Raw genomic sequence first — 15,261 nt, 5'->3', positions numbered from 1 at the left:
TGAATATCCGTTAAAACCGCGCGCGCCATGGACGCACTCGTCGCGTGCCGTTCGTTCATTCGCATCCTCGTTTCCTGTTGGCTCACGCTTCTCTTTGAAGGAAGGTTTAGGCCAGCTGTGAAGCGTTACCGATAACGCCCGATGTGTCAAGAAGCCCCTGATAGCCTGGTCGAGGGGTTGTTGAGCTCCTCGTCGACTTGCGATACTCTCTTACGTAACCGATAACGTTTGCAGAGCAGACCACGATGAGAGGATGCGGAACGATGGGTGCAAACGCCACAAAGGCCGTTGACGAAAGCCGGTACAAGGAAGGCAAGGCCGAGGATGATTTTCGTCAGTATGACGAGGCTGCCGTTCCGGGTGTCGCACAGTTTTATCGCAACAACCACGAGCAGATGACCGTCGACTATGTTCTGCGCAAGGAGGCCGAGTATTTCGGCCTGACGCGGGGAGAAAGGTCGATCTGGGAGGCCGCCGAGTTTCTGAATGCGCTGGTCGATGAGAGCGATCCGGACACCGATTTGTCGCAGACCGATCATCTGTTGCAGACATCGGAGGCCATGCGTCGTGACGGACAGCCGCGATGGATGATCCTGACGGGCTTTCTACACGATCTGGGCAAGTGCTTGTGCCTATGGGGTGAACCGCAATGGGGTGTGGTGGGCGATACCTATCCGGTGGGCTGCGCCTGGTCCGAACACATTGTCTTCCATGAATATTTCGCTGCCAATCCGGATCGCCACGTACCGGAATACCAGACGAAATACGGCATCTACGAACCCAATTGCGGCCTTGAGAAGGTGCATATGTCGTTCGGCCATGATGGCTATATCGCCGAGGTGATGAAGCCATATCTGCAGGATGAAGCGCTATATATGCTGCGCTTCCATTCCTTCTATCCGTGGCACAAGCACGGCGCGTACGATCATCTGTGCAACGACAAGGATCGCGCCATGCTGAAATGGGTGCTGGAGTTCAATAGATACGACCTTTACTCCAAAGGCCATGCCAAGCCGGATCTGGCCCAGCTAAAGCCTTATTACGATGATCTTTTCGCCGAATTCCTACCGGCAAAGCTCGCCTGGTAGCCAGTTCATCGATTTGCGCTCTACAAACTGCAAGGCCGGCTTGATGTCTTCTGACCAGATGGGGTGGGCGTGCTCCCCTCCAGAATGGCTATGTCGAGAGCTTTAATGGTCGCTTGCGGGACGAATGCCTGAACGAGACGCTGTTCGCTTCGCTGAGCCATGCCCGCTCGGTGCTGAGCAACTGGCGAGACGATTACAACCATATGCGCGTTGTGCAACCCCATCGATGCCGGCGACCAGGGCTTCACGATTCACGTGGTTGGCGACACCTCGCTGATCGGCGCGGTGATCGCCGGCACCGCGGGTCCGTCGAAGAACGGCCTGACTATCGGCACGCCCACGCCAGCGACCTCGAGAACCGGAAGACCTGGGACGCGCGCCAGACCTCGATCGCCGTCGGCGTCGGCGGGATCAAGGCCGGAAAGGGCGGGCAAGCCTCGCAGCAGGGCGCCACGCCGCTACCGGGCCGCCGATCAAGGGGCTGGGCACGGTAACCGCGACTCCGCCGATGGCGATGAGGCCGAACGGCACGATCACGATCGCCTCGGGCGACGCCGCCAGCGCCGCGCTAGCCCCCCCCCAGACTCGGCAGGCGGCGCGGCAAAACAGAACGACCATCGTTCGCTATGGCGGCCGCATTGCCGCTGCGGCCCGGCTCGCCAGCACCAAAACGGGCGTACGATCGCGATGCTTGTTTGGCTCCGCCCTTCGTCGATCGAAAGCGCGTCTCGGTGGCGTTTCGGGCAGGGGCGGCGGTTTCCGATATCGCGCCTAGCCTCCGCGCCGCTCCGGCAAGGGTTTCCCGAGATCTCAATCACCATCCAGCGTCGCGTGGAGCGCGGCTTGCGAAATCCCGACCGGGGCGAGATGGCTTTGTCCCAAGCGCAACTTCATCCGCCAGAGTTGCTGGACCAGAGGCTTTCCCGCCCCCCGATGCCCCGGCAGCGTCGCAACCAGGCCTTGGGCGAGCGCCAGTCCCAGATCGCCCAGTTCCAGCGAGAAGCAGGTGAGGTCGGGCGACAGCGCCCGGCAGGCCGGATTGTCGCGCAGTCCGATCACGGCCACATCGCGCCCGGGTTCCAGCCCAAGGCGGCGTAGCGCGCGATACGCACCGACCGGTGCGGTTTCGCCCATCAGCAGTAGCGCGGTCGGCCGATCGCGCAGGGCCATCAGCTCGCTGGCGGTCGCTTCGCCGTCGCTCTCATCGGTATCGCCGTGGTGGACCAATGCCGGGTCGAAGGCGATGCCGGCGCGCTCCACCGCCGTGCGGTAGCGTTCGACAACGACATGGCTGATGTTGATCATCGCCGGCGGGGCCACCAGCCCGATCCGGCGATGCCCCGCGCTCGTCAGCAGGCCCATCGCGTCGGCGACTACGCCTTCGAAATCCAAGTCGATCCAGGCGTAGTCGCGCGCCGCTTCCGTACGCCCCAGTGCGATGAAGGGGATGTCGCGGTCGAGCAGGAAGGGTATCCGCGAATCCTCATACTGCGTGCCCGAAAGTACCCAGCCGTCCACCGTCCCGCGCGACACATGTCGCCGCAGGAAGGTAAGCGCGTCCTCGCCCTTCCGGGCCAGCAGAACCGCAAGATCGAGATCATGCTCGCTCAGTCCGTTCTGTACGCCTTCGAGCAGTGCCATGAAGAACGGGTCGCCGTGGATCGCGCTGTCATGCTCGAGGGTCAGCATGAATCCGATCGTGCCCGTCCGACCGCTGCGCAGCGTCCGCCCTGACTGGTTAGGGATATAGCCATGGATACGCGCTGCTTCGATCACGCGCTTTCGGGTTTCGGGGCTTACGTCCTTTCGATCGTTCAGCGCACGCGAGACCGTGCCGATCGACAGTCCCAGATGATGGGCGAGTTCGCGTATGTCCATGCGCGTTGTGATCGCTTCGCGACGCGCTTCACACAAGGGCCCCAAAAAATACCCTGACAAAAGCCCATTGACAGCGCCGATCGATCGTCCGAAAACGTTTACGGCCATCGCAGAATGGCGCAGAGAGGATCCGGGCGCTTGGACACGCTTGTTCTAGAAACACGTGCGATAACGTGGTCTTACAATGGCGATTGGCTCCGCATCGAGGCGCATGGCCCCGACGGCCTGCGCCTGCGCGCCTCGACCTTCGCCGATGGGGGCGCGGCGCCCGGTGCCTTGCTCGAACAAGGCGGAGCCGAGGCCGGAGATCCCGTCGTCACGCGGTGCGGGGCGATTGCCCGCATCACCCATGGCCGAATCACCGCCGAAGTCGACCTGCAGGGCCGCGTCCGCTTCCTGAACGCGCGCGGCGACCTGTTGCTGGAGGAGAAGTGGCGGCAGCGCGACACGACCAGCAAGTTTTGGACGGTCGGCACCGACGAGGTCCGCACGATCAGCGCGCTCGGACTGGCGGGCCGCGAGTTCAAGGTGATCGATGGCGACGCCGCGCAGATCACCGTGCGGTTCGAGGCGAAGTCGGGCGAGCGGCTCTATGGCATGGGCCAGTACCAGCAGCCGAATCTCGATCTCGCCGGGTGTTCGCTGGAGCTGGCGCAACGCAACTCGCAAGCGAGCGTGCCCTTCGTCGTCTCCAGCCACGGTTATGGCTTCCTGTGGAACATGCCTGCGGTGGGCGAGGTGCATTTCGCCGCCAATGGCGCGACCTGGGTCGCCCGCGCCGCGCGCGAGATCGACTATTGGATCACCGCGGCAGACTCGCCTGCCGAGATCCTGCGCAATTATGCGCGGGTTACCGGCACAGCCCCGATGATGCCGGAATTCGCGCTCGGCCTTTGGCAGAGCAAGTTGCGCTACCGCACCCAGGAAGAGCTATTGTCGGTCGCGCGCGACTATCATGCGCGAGGCATCCCGCTCGCGGTGATCGTCGCCGATTTCTTCCACTGGCCCGTGCAAGGCGACTGGCGGTTCGATCCTCGCGAATGGCCCGACCCGGCTGCGATGACCGCCGAGCTCAAGGCGATGGGAACAGAGCTGCTCGTTTCGATCTGGCCGACCGTCGATCACCGTTCGGAAAACTATCTTGCGCTCGTCGAGAAGGGATATCTGGTCCGAGCCAGGCGCGGTCTGGACGTGCAGCAGGAGTTTCTCGGCAATACCCGCTTCATCGATGTGACGAATCCGGGCGCGCGCGCCTTTTTGTGGGACACTGCGAAGCGGAACTACCGCGAGCAGGGCGTCCGCCTCTTCTGGTTGGATGAGGCCGAGCCCGAGTACAGTGTCTATGATTTCGACAATTATCGCTATCATGGCGGCAGCGTGCTGTCGGTGGGCAACGCCTATCCGCTGCACTTCGCCCAGGCATTTCACGACGGGTTGCGCGCTGAGGGGGAGACCGAGATCGTCAACCTGATCCGTTGCGCTTGGGCCGGTAGCCAGCGCTACGGCGCGCTGGTCTGGTCGGGCGACATCCACTGCTCGTTCGAGGCGATGCGCAACCAGCTGAGCGCCGGGCTGAACATGGGGCTTGCCGGCATTCCATGGTGGACGACGGATATCGGCGGCTTCCATGGCGGCCATATCGACGATCCGGCCTTTCACGAGCTGATGATCCGCTGGTTCCAATGGGCGGTGTTCACCCCCGTCCTGCGGATGCACGGCCATCGCGATCCGATCACCCCGCCCGCAGCGCCGTTCCGCGACGGCGTCGCGCAATGCGACACCGGCGCCGGCAACGAGCTGTGGAGCTTCGGCGAGCGGGTCTTCGAGGTCCTGCGCGGCTATGCCGGGCTGCGCGAACGGCTGCGCCCCTATGTCGCAACGCTGATGCGTGCTGCGCATGAGCATGGCGATCCACTGATGCGGCCAATGTTTTACGACTATCCGGACGATCCGCGCTGCTGGACGCTCGACGATCAATATATGTTCGGTCCCGACCTGTTGGTCGCGCCGGTGACCGCCGCCGGAGTGCGCGAGCGCAGCGTCTATTTGCCCCAGGGCAATTGGCGCGACGCCTGGAGCGGGGAGCGGGTGGAAGGTGGCGGCGATATCGCCTGCCCAGCACCGGTAGAGCGCATCCCCGTGTTCATCCGCGAGGGCGCAGGCGTGGCCACTGCGTTCGCCGAGGTCAGTGGGGGGCCGGTCGTGGGGCGGATCGGGGCATGAGCGGGGCAGGCATGGCGGCATCGATGGCGAAGCCCGCCGTGACGGCGGGCGACAGGCAGAAAGGTGATGCAGTGACGGCGCGCATCCCGTTCCTCGAGAAGATCTGCTATGGCTTTGGCGATGCCGGCGGTACGATCGTCACCGGTCTGATCGCAAATTTCCTGACCTTCTACTATACCGACGTTTTTGGCTTGGCGCCGGGGATCGTCGGCATCCTCTTCCTTTCGCTGCGCATTTTCGATGCGGTCTCGGATCCGCTGATCGGGATCATGGCGGATCGCACCTCCACCCGGTGGGGACGGTTTCGCCCCTATCTGCTCTGGACCGCGATTCCCGTAGGACTTAGCGCCTTTCTGACCTTCCAGGCGCCAGATTTCCAGTATGACGGCAAGGTCGCCTATGCCGCGATCACCTATTTCCTTCTCGCGCTGTCCTATTCGCTCAACAACGTCCCCTATTGTGCGCTGATCACCCGGATGACCGACAGCGAGCGCGAGGGCGTTTCCTGCCAGTCGGTGCGCTTCGCGATGGTCGCGGTCGCTTCCTTCTGCGTCTCGGTCGGGCTGCCGATCCTGGTCCGCACGCTGGGCGGGGACGATATCGTACGCGGATATCGCGACGGCGTGGCGATCCTTAGTGGCGCCGCCGTCGTCATGTTCCTCATCTGCTTCCTGTTTGTGCGCGAGCGCGTGGCCGCAACGGACGCCGCGGACGTGCCGCTGAAGCGGGCGATCGCGAACACGCTGAAGAACGATCAGCTCCGCTGGACATTCCTCATGACGTTGCTCCTGATCGCGATCTTCAATACCAAGGGCGGCGCGGCGCTTTACTTCATCACCTATGTGCTCAACGGCGATGCGACCTATCAGGCGCTGTTCTTCGGCACCGCGACGGCCGGAGGCTTTCTCGGGTCGATCCTGGTGCAGGCCTTTACCCGGCGGTTCGACGTACGCAGCGTCTACATCTGGGTGAACCTGATCCTCGTCGCCGGGCACTTTGCCGCTTTCTTCGTGCCGGGCGACTATCCGACGCTGTGGCTGGCGCTGGTCGGGCTGTGCTGTATCGTGCTTGGCTGCACCCTGCCGCTCCACTTCACCCTCATCCAGCTGGCCGACCAGTATGGCGAGTGGAAGCTTGGGATGCGCTCATCGGGAATGAGCTTCGCGTTCAATCAGTTCTTCGTGAAGTTGGCCTGGGCGGTGGCCGGGGCGCTGATCAGCGGTGTCCTCGTCCTCGTTTCCTACAAGGCAGGGGCGGGAAATCAGACGGCCCTCTCGCTGACCGGAATCCGGCTGCTGTCCACCGTCATTCCCGGTTTGATGCACCTGGCGCTGGCGTTCGCAATCTCGCGCCTGATCCTGAACCGCGCGACAATCGCGCGCATGGCCGCGGAGCGCGGCGCATGATCTTTCCAACGGAGCCTCGATTCATGCCCTTTTCGCGCCGTCGTTCCGCCGCCCTCCTAATCGTCGCGCTGCTCGGCTCGGCGGCGATGCCGGCATGCGCGCAGGAACGAATGACCGTGGATCTGGCCAGCGACACCGGGGCGTTCCATGGCGGCGCGTCGGGCACGCTGTACGGATTGTACGACGCGCGTCTGCCGCAGCCGAACCTGGTCGAAGGCATCGGGCTTCGTACCGTGTCGACCAAGGCGCAGGACGGCCCCCAGCATCCCGGCGCCGACGCGCTGGAGGTCTCGACCCTGCTGACCGATGCTTCGGGCGGCGACACCTATATCTACATGACCGACATCAACCGCGAATTTCCCTATGACTGGAAGCGCGGGGACTGCGCCCAGTCGGTAGCCCACTATATCGAGAAGCTGCGTGCCCAGGTCCTGCAGGTGAAGGGCACCGCCGCACGCTACCGCGACCGGATCGTGTTCATTCCCTTCAACGAGCCCGACGGCAACATGTTTGCTGACGGCCCAAAGAGCTGCAACGGGATCAAATGGCAGAAGGACCCGACGGCATTCAACGCGGCATGGGACGGTGCGGTGCGGATGATACGCCGGGAGTTGCCCGGCGCCCGGATCGCGGGTCCCAATACCAGCCTCCTCTTTCCGGAGGTCGAGGGCTTCCTGCGCCACGCCCTTGCCGCAGATACCATGCCCGACATTGTCACCTGGCACGAACTCAGCAACCCGGCCGCGGTCCGCACCAGTGTGCGAACGTATCGCGGATGGGAGGATCGGCTGTTCGCCGGAACCAAGTGGCAGGGCCGTCACCTGCCCGTGAACATCAACGAATATGCCTATAACTATCACACCTCCGTGCCGGGCCAGATGGTGCAGTGGGTCGCCGCGATCGAGGATTCGAAGGTCGATGCCGACATTGCCTATTGGAACATCGACGGCAACCTGAGCGACTCCGCCGTCCAGGCCAATCGCGGCAATGGGCAATGGTGGCTGTTGCACGCCTATGCGGTGATGCGCGGGCACACGCTGGTCGTGACGCCGCCGCATCCCGATCAGAGCTACACGCTGCAGGGCGTGGCGACGCTTGATGCCACGCGCGCGCAGATGCGGATGTTGTTCGGCGGCACATCGGGCGAGGCCACCGTCGCCCTCACGCATGTTCCTGCCACCTTCGGCGCGACGACGCGCGTCCGCGTGCGCGAGATCGGCTGGACCGGGCAACTCGGCGACAGCGCACCGCCGGTCGTCGTCGGCGACCGGATCGTGCCGGTGAAGGACGGACAGGTCGCCATCCCCTTCGGCCAGGACGGCTGGCCCGCGCTGCGCGAAGAGGCAGCCTATGAGTTGCTCCTGACCCCCGGTGCGGGCGCGCAGCCGATGCCGGTCACGGCCCAATGGCGGCAGGACTATGAGGCGGAGACGGCTGCCAAGCGCGGCCAGGGGCTTACCATACGCGGTCCCGAGGGTTCGCCCGATCACGTCGACCGCTTCCACGTCTCGAAAGGCTATCTGGTCGAAGGGTTCAAGACCGGGGCCGACGCCGCGCTCGATTTCGTCGTCGAGGTACCGCGCGACGGCCGCTACGATCTGAGCGTGCTCGCGGGCAGCTTCAACAAGGATCCGCTGGTCGAGGCGCAGGGCCCCACCAACGTCTTTCTCCAGATCGATGGCAAAGCGGCAGGCGAGATCCTCCTGCCCCTGGGCTACAAGCCCGTCGTGCTCGATCATGTCGACACCGTCGTTTCGCTGACAGCCGGTCGGCACGTCCTGACCCTGTCCACGCGGAGCGTTGACGGTACGCGGCATACGCAGGGCAATGCGATGGTCGACCGCATCACCCTTACCGCGATCGATCCCGCCGCCAGCGGCGCGCGCTATGACGTGGCCGACGCGGTGCTGAAAGGCACGTCGTCCACGCGCGGAGACGCGGTGGCGCTGTCGAGCGGCGGCAGCGCGACCTTCTGGGTCTACGCGGCACAGGACGGACTCGCGCGCCTGCGCCCCGAACTGGGCGAAGGATCGGTGCAGATGTCGGTCAACGGGCGCGTCTCGAAAAACACCGCGTTCCTCCTCGGCGGTATCAACAAGGTCGTGCTCACCGCCGCCGGCTCGGCAACCGTGCGGGGACTATCGATAAGCCCCGAGGGGGGGGCGCTGCCCCGGCGCTACGAAGCGGAGCGCGCGCAGGTCGCCGGTACTGCCCGGATCGGTGCCGCCTCGCTCGCCAGCGGCGGCCGCGCGGTGTTCGCGATCGGCGGGGACCCCGGCAACGGCAATACGCTGACCTTCCCCAAGGTCGAGGTACCTCGCGCCGGCACCTATGCGCTGACCATCCGCTATTCCAACGAGGAACAGGCCAAGGCGACGCACTACAATCCCGATCCACTTGCACGGATCGCCCGCATTTCCATCAACGGCGGCAAGGCGTTGCTGGCCAGCATGCCGCACAGCTTCAATGCGAACAACTGGTGGGAACTGACGGTGCCCGTGACGCTGAAGGCGGGCGCCAACACCATCCGGTTCGCGGGCGAGGAACAGCCCAACTGGGACGGGCGCAGCTATGCGTCGCAGACCTGGCCCGGCATCCTGCTCCGCTCGCGCTATGCGCCCAATATCGACTGGATTTCCATCACACCAATGCCCTGACGGCGCAACCGTAACCACGGGTGCCGCAGACCATCAACGCTTACGACCGTAAACGTTTTTTGTGCAGAACCAAGAAGGAGGGGAGTATGAAAAGAATAATCGTCGGGTCGCTTCTGGCCTCGGTTTCCACGACGATGGCGGTGGCGCTTGCCACGCCAGCGCAAGCGCAGGATCAGCAGCAACAGCCACCAGTCCAGACGCCGCCCGTCCCGCCTGCTTCCGCCGATCAGGGAGGAGGGAGCGGCGCCGACATCGTCGTTACCGGCATCCGCCAGAGCCTGAGCAGCGCGCAGAACATCAAGCGCAACTCGGATGCGCAAGTAGATGCGCTGGTTGCCGAGGATATCGGCAAATTCCCCGACAACAACGCCGCCGAGGCCATTGCGCGCATAACCGGCGTGCAGGTCACCCGCTATGCCGACGAAGCGAACGGTGTGCTGATCCGCGGCCTGCCCAACGTCCAGACGACGGTCCAGGGTCGCGAGATCTTCACTGCCGATGGCCGCTCGGTTTCGATCCAGGACTTCCCGGCGCAAGCGCTGTCGCGGGTGGAAGTCTATAAGGCGACGACCGCCGACAATCTGGAAGGCGGCATCGCCGGACTCATCGATGTCGGCCTGCGTCGCCCGTTCGACTTCGACGGCTTTCAGATCGCAGGCACGGCGCGCGGGGTGTATAATTCGGAATCGCGCAAGGTCGATCCGATCGGCAGCCTGCTCGTGACGGACCGCTGGAATACAGGCATCGGTGAGATCGGCGCGTTGCTCAACGTGTCCTTCACCCAGACCCGGTACCTGAACTCGATCCGCTACCAGGGCTTCCAGGACAATGCTCCCGCCGCACAGCAGATCCTTCCCGCCTCGGTGGGCCGCAACTTCACCTTCCCACAGGATATCGGCCTCTATTATCGTCGCGGCAAACGCCAGCGCCCGTCGGTCAACGGCTCGCTCCAGTGGAAGCCGGCCGACAATCTGTCCATCTATGTCGACGGGCTGTATCAGGGCTATCGAGACCGGGTCGGCAACGACTTTTTCGGCATCCCGATTCAGTCGAATCCGAATGGCGGCAACCCGCCGACGATCCGCAACGCCGTGCTGACGAAGGACGGCACCACGCTCCAGTCGTTCGACGTCGATCTGGGGCTGGTCAACGGGCCGTCCAAGGAGTTCGGCACCAGCCGCACCGACACCTATCAGGGCGCGCTGGGCGCGCGCTGGGAAACCGGCAACGCGGTCTTCACGACCGACCTTGCCTATACCAAGTCGACCTCCAACGGGAACTGGGGCCAGTTCCAGACGCAGGTGGCGACCCCGCTGTCGCTTTCGGTCAAGCTCAACGACGAAGGTAGCGTGAACTTCACGCCGAGCGGCGTGGACTTCACCAATCCCAACAGCTTCTACATGCGCGGGTTGATCGAGAACCGAAGCAGGGCGGTGGGCGACCAGTGGCAGTGGCAAGGCAATGTCGCGCTCGACACCGGATCGTCGCTGTTTCCTAAATTCCTGTTCGGGCTTCGCTATGGCGATCGGAGCGCGAGCTCGGTCTATGGTGATCGCTATGCTTCGCTCGCCAGCCTGAAGGACTCGATCACCAAGGTGCCGACCCTGTCGCAAGGCGGGCTTGTCGAGGCGGGCTTCCATGGCGACGACGTGCAGCAGTTCCGATCCTGGTATGCGCCCAACGCCTTCCTGTTCAACGACCAGCTGAGCGACGTGCGCACCTATATTCGCGATGCGCTCGTCCGCGCGGGGGCCGATGCCGGCACCCGGGCAGCCTGGGCGCCCGAGCTGCCTGCGCTCAACCCGCTCAACGCCTTCCAGGCGCGTGAACGGGTCTACACGACCTATGCGCAGCTCAACTACGCCTTCGACATAGGCATTCCGGTCGACGGCGTGATCGGCGCGCGCGTGATCCTCACGCGCAACACGCTGAACGGCACCAACCAGTTGCCGGCGGCCGGTGGCGGTACCGTGCTGGTCCCGATCAACTCCTCGACCGGATATACCGACATCCTGCCCAACATCAGCGCGCAGCTGCACTTCACCGACCGGCTGAAGCTTCGCCTTTCGCGGACCCAGGCCTTGTCGCGACCCGGCTTCAACCAGATCAACCCGACACTGACCGTTTCGCAGGGCACGATCGGCGGCAACATCTCCTACACCGGCAATGGCGGCAACCCGGACCTGCAGCCGATCCGCTCGGACAATTACGACGCTTCGCTGGAATATTATTTCTCTCGCGCGGGCTCGGTGTCGGTTGCTGGCTTCTATCGGAAAATCGAAGGCTTCATCAATTCGCTGCCGCAGGTCGTCAACGTTCAGCCGTTCGGCGACATCCTGGTCTATCGCCCGTCCAATGCCGGTTCGGGCACGATCAAGGGCATCGAGGTGGCCGGCACCACCTTCTTCGACTTCCTGCCCGGCGCGCTGCGCGGCCTGGGGGCGCAGGCCAACTTCACCTATATCGACGGCGAGCAGGTGCTGCCTTCGGCGGCGAACTTCACCGGCGGGCGCAACACCCTGCCGGGTGTTTCGAAATACAGCTTCAACCTCATCGGCCTGTATGAGCTGGGGCCGACGAGCGTCCGACTTGCCTATAACTACCGCAGCGCCAATGTGGACGGCTTCGGCGCACCTGGCGTCTTCACCACCGTCTATTCCGGTGCGGTCGGCCGTCTCGATCTGTCGGCCAGCTACAATCTGAACGACAACATCACGCTAACCGTGGACGCGACCAATTTGTTGCGTACCCCCTATCACAGCTATGTGAAGGACCCGCGCTATCCGCGCGACATCCGATGGGAGGCGAGCCTGTTGTCGGCGGGCGTCCGCTTCCGCTTCTGACGGGCATCGGGCGGGCCGAGCGGCCCGCCCGTTTGACCTGCGGCGGTGCCAATGCCGACAATCCGATCCTCCGGACCCGCTTCACCGCGGGCCGCCACAACCGCACGAGTCATGTCGGCTAGATTGACTATGCGGCGGCTAAGCGAACCTAGCGTTTCCTCGAACCGATTCTCTTTGAACGACAATTGCTCGGATGCGCTCATATCAACGTTGAGACCGGCAAAGCACCGTGTCACGAGCGCACTGAAACCAGGCAATTGTGGGGCGCTCACTCCCGCGCCGCACAGGAAGACGACGTCGCCGGTCAGAAGAGCATCGACAAGCTGCTCGGGAAATTTCGGCCCGACCTTAGAAGAGCGAAAGGTCATAAGCAACAGTTCGGCATTGGCCACGCTGACGCAGTTGGAGGGGCGTTGCTACCGTAACCACCGGTCTCTCTTTGAAAAACGCTGATGAGGGATCACTGAACATAGGTCAACATCTGGGAACTGCTTCCCACTGTCCAGTGGCGGAGAACGCTAGCGCAGCAATTTCTGTCGCGAGTGTTTGTCAGTCTTACCCCACGATGCTCGGATCGGACCGCGCGGATCTGCCTCGGTTACGCGCATTCGATTCCAGAGCTGCCTAAGCGCAGACGGCCTCATCTGGGTGCATCAATGATTGCATGCGTCTAAGAGTTCGTTTGAGAATGGATCAGGCGCAGGCAGCCCGGTCGTAGATGACGGTCCGGTTCGTGGCGAAGGGTGGGAGAGTCACCGCGTCACGCCATTTGCGGTCGAAGCCGGGTAGGGCCTCGAAAGCCTTCATGGCGGCGTCAAAGCCGCACAAATCTTCGTGGATGGTGCGTATGTGCTCACCGTCGGCCGCGCCCGTCACGATGTCGCAGCAGACAAGATCGGTCGTGAGTTCGTCGAGCTTATAGGCGACGATCGCGTGCACCTCGTCCAACGACACGGTATCAGTGTTCTTGGCCGTGACGATCGCGAAGCCGTTATCGGTGGTGACAATCTTAGGCTTCTGCATGGCATGTCCGTTCAAGGAGTGAGCCGCCGGAGCAGGTTGCTGGCCATGGCAAGATGGATCATCGCCTCCGATACGTCGAGGCGCTTCTCATAGTCGCGGACAAGCCGTCGCCAGCGCGTCATCCAGCCGAAGGTGCGCTCGACCACCCAGCGCCGAGGCAGCACCTTGAAGCCGGAGACGTCGTCCGATCGCCGGATGATCTCGACGGTGAAGTCGCACAGAGCGGCCGAATCGAGCAGCTTGGTGCGATCGTAGGCACCATCGCCGAACAGGTGCTTGAGCCATGGCCAACGACGCCGGATAGCGGAGATGATCTCCTGCGCGCCCGCGCTGTCGGAGATGTCGGCCGTCGTCAGGTTGACCATGAGGAGCCGGCCGTCGGTGTCGACCGCGATGTGGCGCTTGCGCCCCTTGACCCGCTTGCCAGCGTCATAGCCACCGCCGGACAGAGCCGAGGGCGCCTTGATCGATTGGCTGTCGACCACAGCTGCGGACGGGCTCTGCTCGCGCGCTCCGCGCTCCCGGTCGAGCATCAGCGCCACGTCGTGAATCGTGCGGAACAGAAGGCGACGCACGAAGCGGCGAAACCACCAGTAGACTGTCTGCCATGGCGGGAAATCCTTGGGCAGCATCCGCCAACCGCCACCCGAACGAGCAAGATACCGCAAGGCGTTCAGCACTTCGCGAAGGTCCGTTGTGGGCTTGCGTCCGCGCTTCGGCGGCGTCGGCAGGAACGGACGAACGATCTCCCACTCCGCATCCGTCAGATCGGTCGGGTAGCGCTTCGCTTGCTTCTCTCGTTCAGCCATCCGGCCACGGCTCGCTCGGGTCCACATCCCGAGCTTGAATCACGCCTGCCGCCGACGCTCAACCCATTCTCAAACGGGCTCTAAGGTCCGCTTTCGGCACGAGCGGTCGTTCCCGCCGCTTGAGCGGAGCGACGCATTCTGGTCGGGAGCCGTTGGCGCCGAATATCGCATTCTGGGTGGGAAGCGGACATCCTGATCCGCCAAGATAACCGCTACAAACCGAAGCGATGACGGGTCCGTTGCCACCATGAGCCGCGCCCGATGGGCCCGACGGTCAAGAGCCGCTTCGCTTGCGCTACCGTGACGCCCAGCAGATGGCCGATCTCTTCCTCTGAGATTTCGGGCCGTTCCTTTCGCAGGTCTTCCGCCGTCTGCACCAGCGATGGAGAGAGCCGCTCTAGGAAAACGCAAGGGCGAATGCGCATGGCGTGTCCTGTCTTGAGCACGCGCTCATAGCTAAGAAACTCGATCGGCCAATCCGCATGATCGATGATGCAGCTGGCTTCATCGAGGTTCACCCGCCGTAGAAAATGCTCATCGAAGATGCGTTCTTCTTGAGCAATCATCCAATGCTGGCCGCAGGCCTCGCACCGAGAGAGGTGTAGCCACCAAGCGTCGCCACCATGATCTATGACATTTTCGATGGTCGCGAACACTCGCTCGTCGAGACCGTCGCCACCCATGGGCACTGCGGCTAAGTCCGGCAACGATGCGCAATGGCAGGGCCTTGAAGCTTCATTCATAGAGGCATGATGCAGTCAGGAACGAACGTCCGCTATTGGGCCAGGCCGTGTAAAAACGGCTTCGCAGTAGCTGGTCGGTAGTTTCGGCGCGGCGCGTTGAAGGTTGAGCGTTGGCGCTCAGCTCTGGATCGCTGCGATCAGTGGCTGGACGCCGAGGATGGCGATCAGCCGCTTGAAGTTATAGGCCAAGATATGGAGGCTGGCCTCCGTTCTGACATTCTTGAGCGTTTTCGTTTGGAAGTGCGTCGAGCCCATCCAGGCTTTTAGCGTGCCGAATGGATGCTCGACAGTCTGCCGGCGAATCCGCATGGCGTCTGGCGCACGATCAAGGTGCCGCTCCATCGCCTCGACGACCGCCTCATGTTCCCATCGTTTGACCCGGCGTTCCTTGCCGGTCGTGCATTGGTCATGAAGCGCGCATGTCTGGCAGTTCGAGCTCCAATAGCTATTGTCTGGCAGTTCGAGCTCCAATAGCTATGGAGCGTCATGCCGGCCTCGACCGAGGTGTACCGATAGGTCAGATCTTCGCCTGCGGGACATCGATAGACGTTTTCCTGCTCCAGATAGACGAAGTCCTGTTTTCCGAAGCGA

At 63.3% G+C, this 15,261-nt stretch carries 10 protein-coding genes and 2 pseudogenes; 6 read left to right on the top strand and 6 right to left on the bottom strand.

The window, feature by feature from the left end; all coding sequences use genetic code 11:
- Nucleotides 1–263 precede the first annotated feature (263 nt).
- Nucleotides 264–1,088, top strand: a complete 825-nt coding sequence (locus A7X12_RS00055; protein WP_064309605.1) for an inositol oxygenase family protein — start codon at nt 264–266, stop codon at nt 1,086–1,088.
- 74 nt (nt 1,089–1,162) lie between these two features.
- Nucleotides 1,163–1,312, top strand: a pseudogene (locus A7X12_RS24885) (integrase core domain-containing protein); the annotation flags it as partial.
- Nucleotides 1,313–1,898: 586 nt separating this feature from the next.
- Here the strand turns inward: A7X12_RS24885 and A7X12_RS00045 are convergent.
- On the bottom strand, nt 1,899–2,966 hold the full coding sequence (locus A7X12_RS00045; protein WP_064309603.1) for a substrate-binding domain-containing protein: 1,068 nt from the start codon (nt 2,964–2,966) through the stop codon (nt 1,899–1,901).
- A 138-nt stretch (nt 2,967–3,104) separates the two neighbouring features.
- Here A7X12_RS00045 and A7X12_RS00040 point away from each other — a divergent pair, with 138 nt between their 5' ends.
- The 4 genes from A7X12_RS00040 (at nt 3,105) to A7X12_RS00025 (ending at nt 12,095) form a co-directional block, all read left to right on the top strand.
- Nucleotides 3,105–5,189, top strand: coding sequence for a glycoside hydrolase family 31 protein (locus tag A7X12_RS00040; RefSeq protein WP_157105451.1), 2,085 nt, complete (start codon nt 3,105–3,107; stop codon nt 5,187–5,189).
- Nucleotides 5,186–6,595 carry an MFS transporter gene (locus A7X12_RS00035; RefSeq protein ID WP_232318171.1) on the top strand — a complete coding sequence of 470 codons (1,410 nt, stop codon included), beginning with the start codon at nt 5,186–5,188 and terminating at the stop codon, nt 6,593–6,595. Before A7X12_RS00040 ends, A7X12_RS00035 begins: the two co-directional genes overlap by 4 nt.
- 23 nt (nt 6,596–6,618) lie before the next feature.
- Nucleotides 6,619–9,252 (top strand): hypothetical protein, encoded by a 2,634-nt coding sequence (locus A7X12_RS00030; protein ID WP_064309601.1) that lies wholly within the window; start codon nt 6,619–6,621, stop codon nt 9,250–9,252.
- A gap of 86 nt (nt 9,253–9,338) precedes the next feature.
- The gene (locus tag A7X12_RS00025; protein ID WP_064309600.1) at nt 9,339–12,095 is read left to right on the top strand and encodes a TonB-dependent receptor; all 2,757 of its coding nucleotides are present in this window, start codon (nt 9,339–9,341) and stop codon (nt 12,093–12,095) included.
- On the opposite strand, the gene A7X12_RS25795 is transcribed toward A7X12_RS00025, so the two are convergent.
- From A7X12_RS25795 to A7X12_RS24875, 5 genes and pseudogenes are all read right to left on the bottom strand, one after another.
- Nucleotides 12,032–12,487, bottom strand: coding sequence for a hypothetical protein (locus tag A7X12_RS25795; RefSeq protein ID WP_198161776.1), 456 nt, complete (start codon nt 12,485–12,487; stop codon nt 12,032–12,034). The genes A7X12_RS00025 and A7X12_RS25795 overlap by 64 nt on opposite strands.
- A 301-nt stretch (nt 12,488–12,788) precedes the next feature.
- Entirely contained in the window at nt 12,789–13,118 is a 330-nt protein-coding gene (locus A7X12_RS00020; RefSeq protein WP_084444902.1) for a hypothetical protein, read from the bottom strand.
- Nucleotides 13,119–13,129: 11 nt separating this feature from the next.
- Nucleotides 13,130–13,954 carry an IS5 family transposase gene (locus A7X12_RS00015; protein WP_157105449.1) on the bottom strand — a complete coding sequence of 275 codons (825 nt, stop codon included), beginning with the start codon at nt 13,952–13,954 and terminating at the stop codon, nt 13,130–13,132.
- Between the two features lie 185 nt (nt 13,955–14,139).
- Complete coding sequence (locus tag A7X12_RS00010; RefSeq protein WP_064309598.1) at nt 14,140–14,610, bottom strand: hypothetical protein; 471 nt, start codon at nt 14,608–14,610, stop codon at nt 14,140–14,142.
- A 177-nt stretch (nt 14,611–14,787) separates the two neighbouring features.
- Nucleotides 14,788–15,261: pseudogene (locus A7X12_RS24875) on the bottom strand (transposase); the annotation flags it as partial.

Source organism: Sphingomonas sp. TDK1, assembly GCF_001650735.1.
Classification (GTDB): Bacteria; Pseudomonadota; Alphaproteobacteria; order Sphingomonadales; family Sphingomonadaceae; genus Sphingomonas.
Note: the sequence above shows the minus strand (reverse complement) of the source record. Positions and strands in the feature narration are given on the sequence as shown.

Excerpts from the sequence above, each read along its gene's own strand:
- A7X12_RS00055 (WP_064309605.1), top strand. The coding sequence starts at position 264 with ATGGGTGCAAACGCCACAAAGGCCGTTGACGAAAGCCGGTACAAGGAA.
- A7X12_RS00045 (WP_064309603.1), bottom strand. The coding sequence starts at position 2,966 with ATGGACATACGCGAACTCGCCCATCATCTGGGACTGTCGATCGGCACG.
- A7X12_RS00035 (WP_232318171.1), top strand. The coding sequence starts at position 5,186 with ATGAGCGGGGCAGGCATGGCGGCATCGATGGCGAAGCCCGCCGTGACG.
- A7X12_RS00030 (WP_064309601.1), top strand. The coding sequence starts at position 6,619 with ATGCCCTTTTCGCGCCGTCGTTCCGCCGCCCTCCTAATCGTCGCGCTG.
- A7X12_RS00025 (WP_064309600.1), top strand. The coding sequence starts at position 9,339 with ATGAAAAGAATAATCGTCGGGTCGCTTCTGGCCTCGGTTTCCACGACG.
- A7X12_RS00020 (WP_084444902.1), bottom strand. The coding sequence starts at position 13,118 with ATGCAGAAGCCTAAGATTGTCACCACCGATAACGGCTTCGCGATCGTC.
- A7X12_RS00015 (WP_157105449.1), bottom strand. The coding sequence starts at position 13,954 with ATGTGGACCCGAGCGAGCCGTGGCCGGATGGCTGAACGAGAGAAGCAA.
- A7X12_RS00010 (WP_064309598.1), bottom strand. The coding sequence starts at position 14,610 with ATGGGTGGCGACGGTCTCGACGAGCGAGTGTTCGCGACCATCGAAAAT.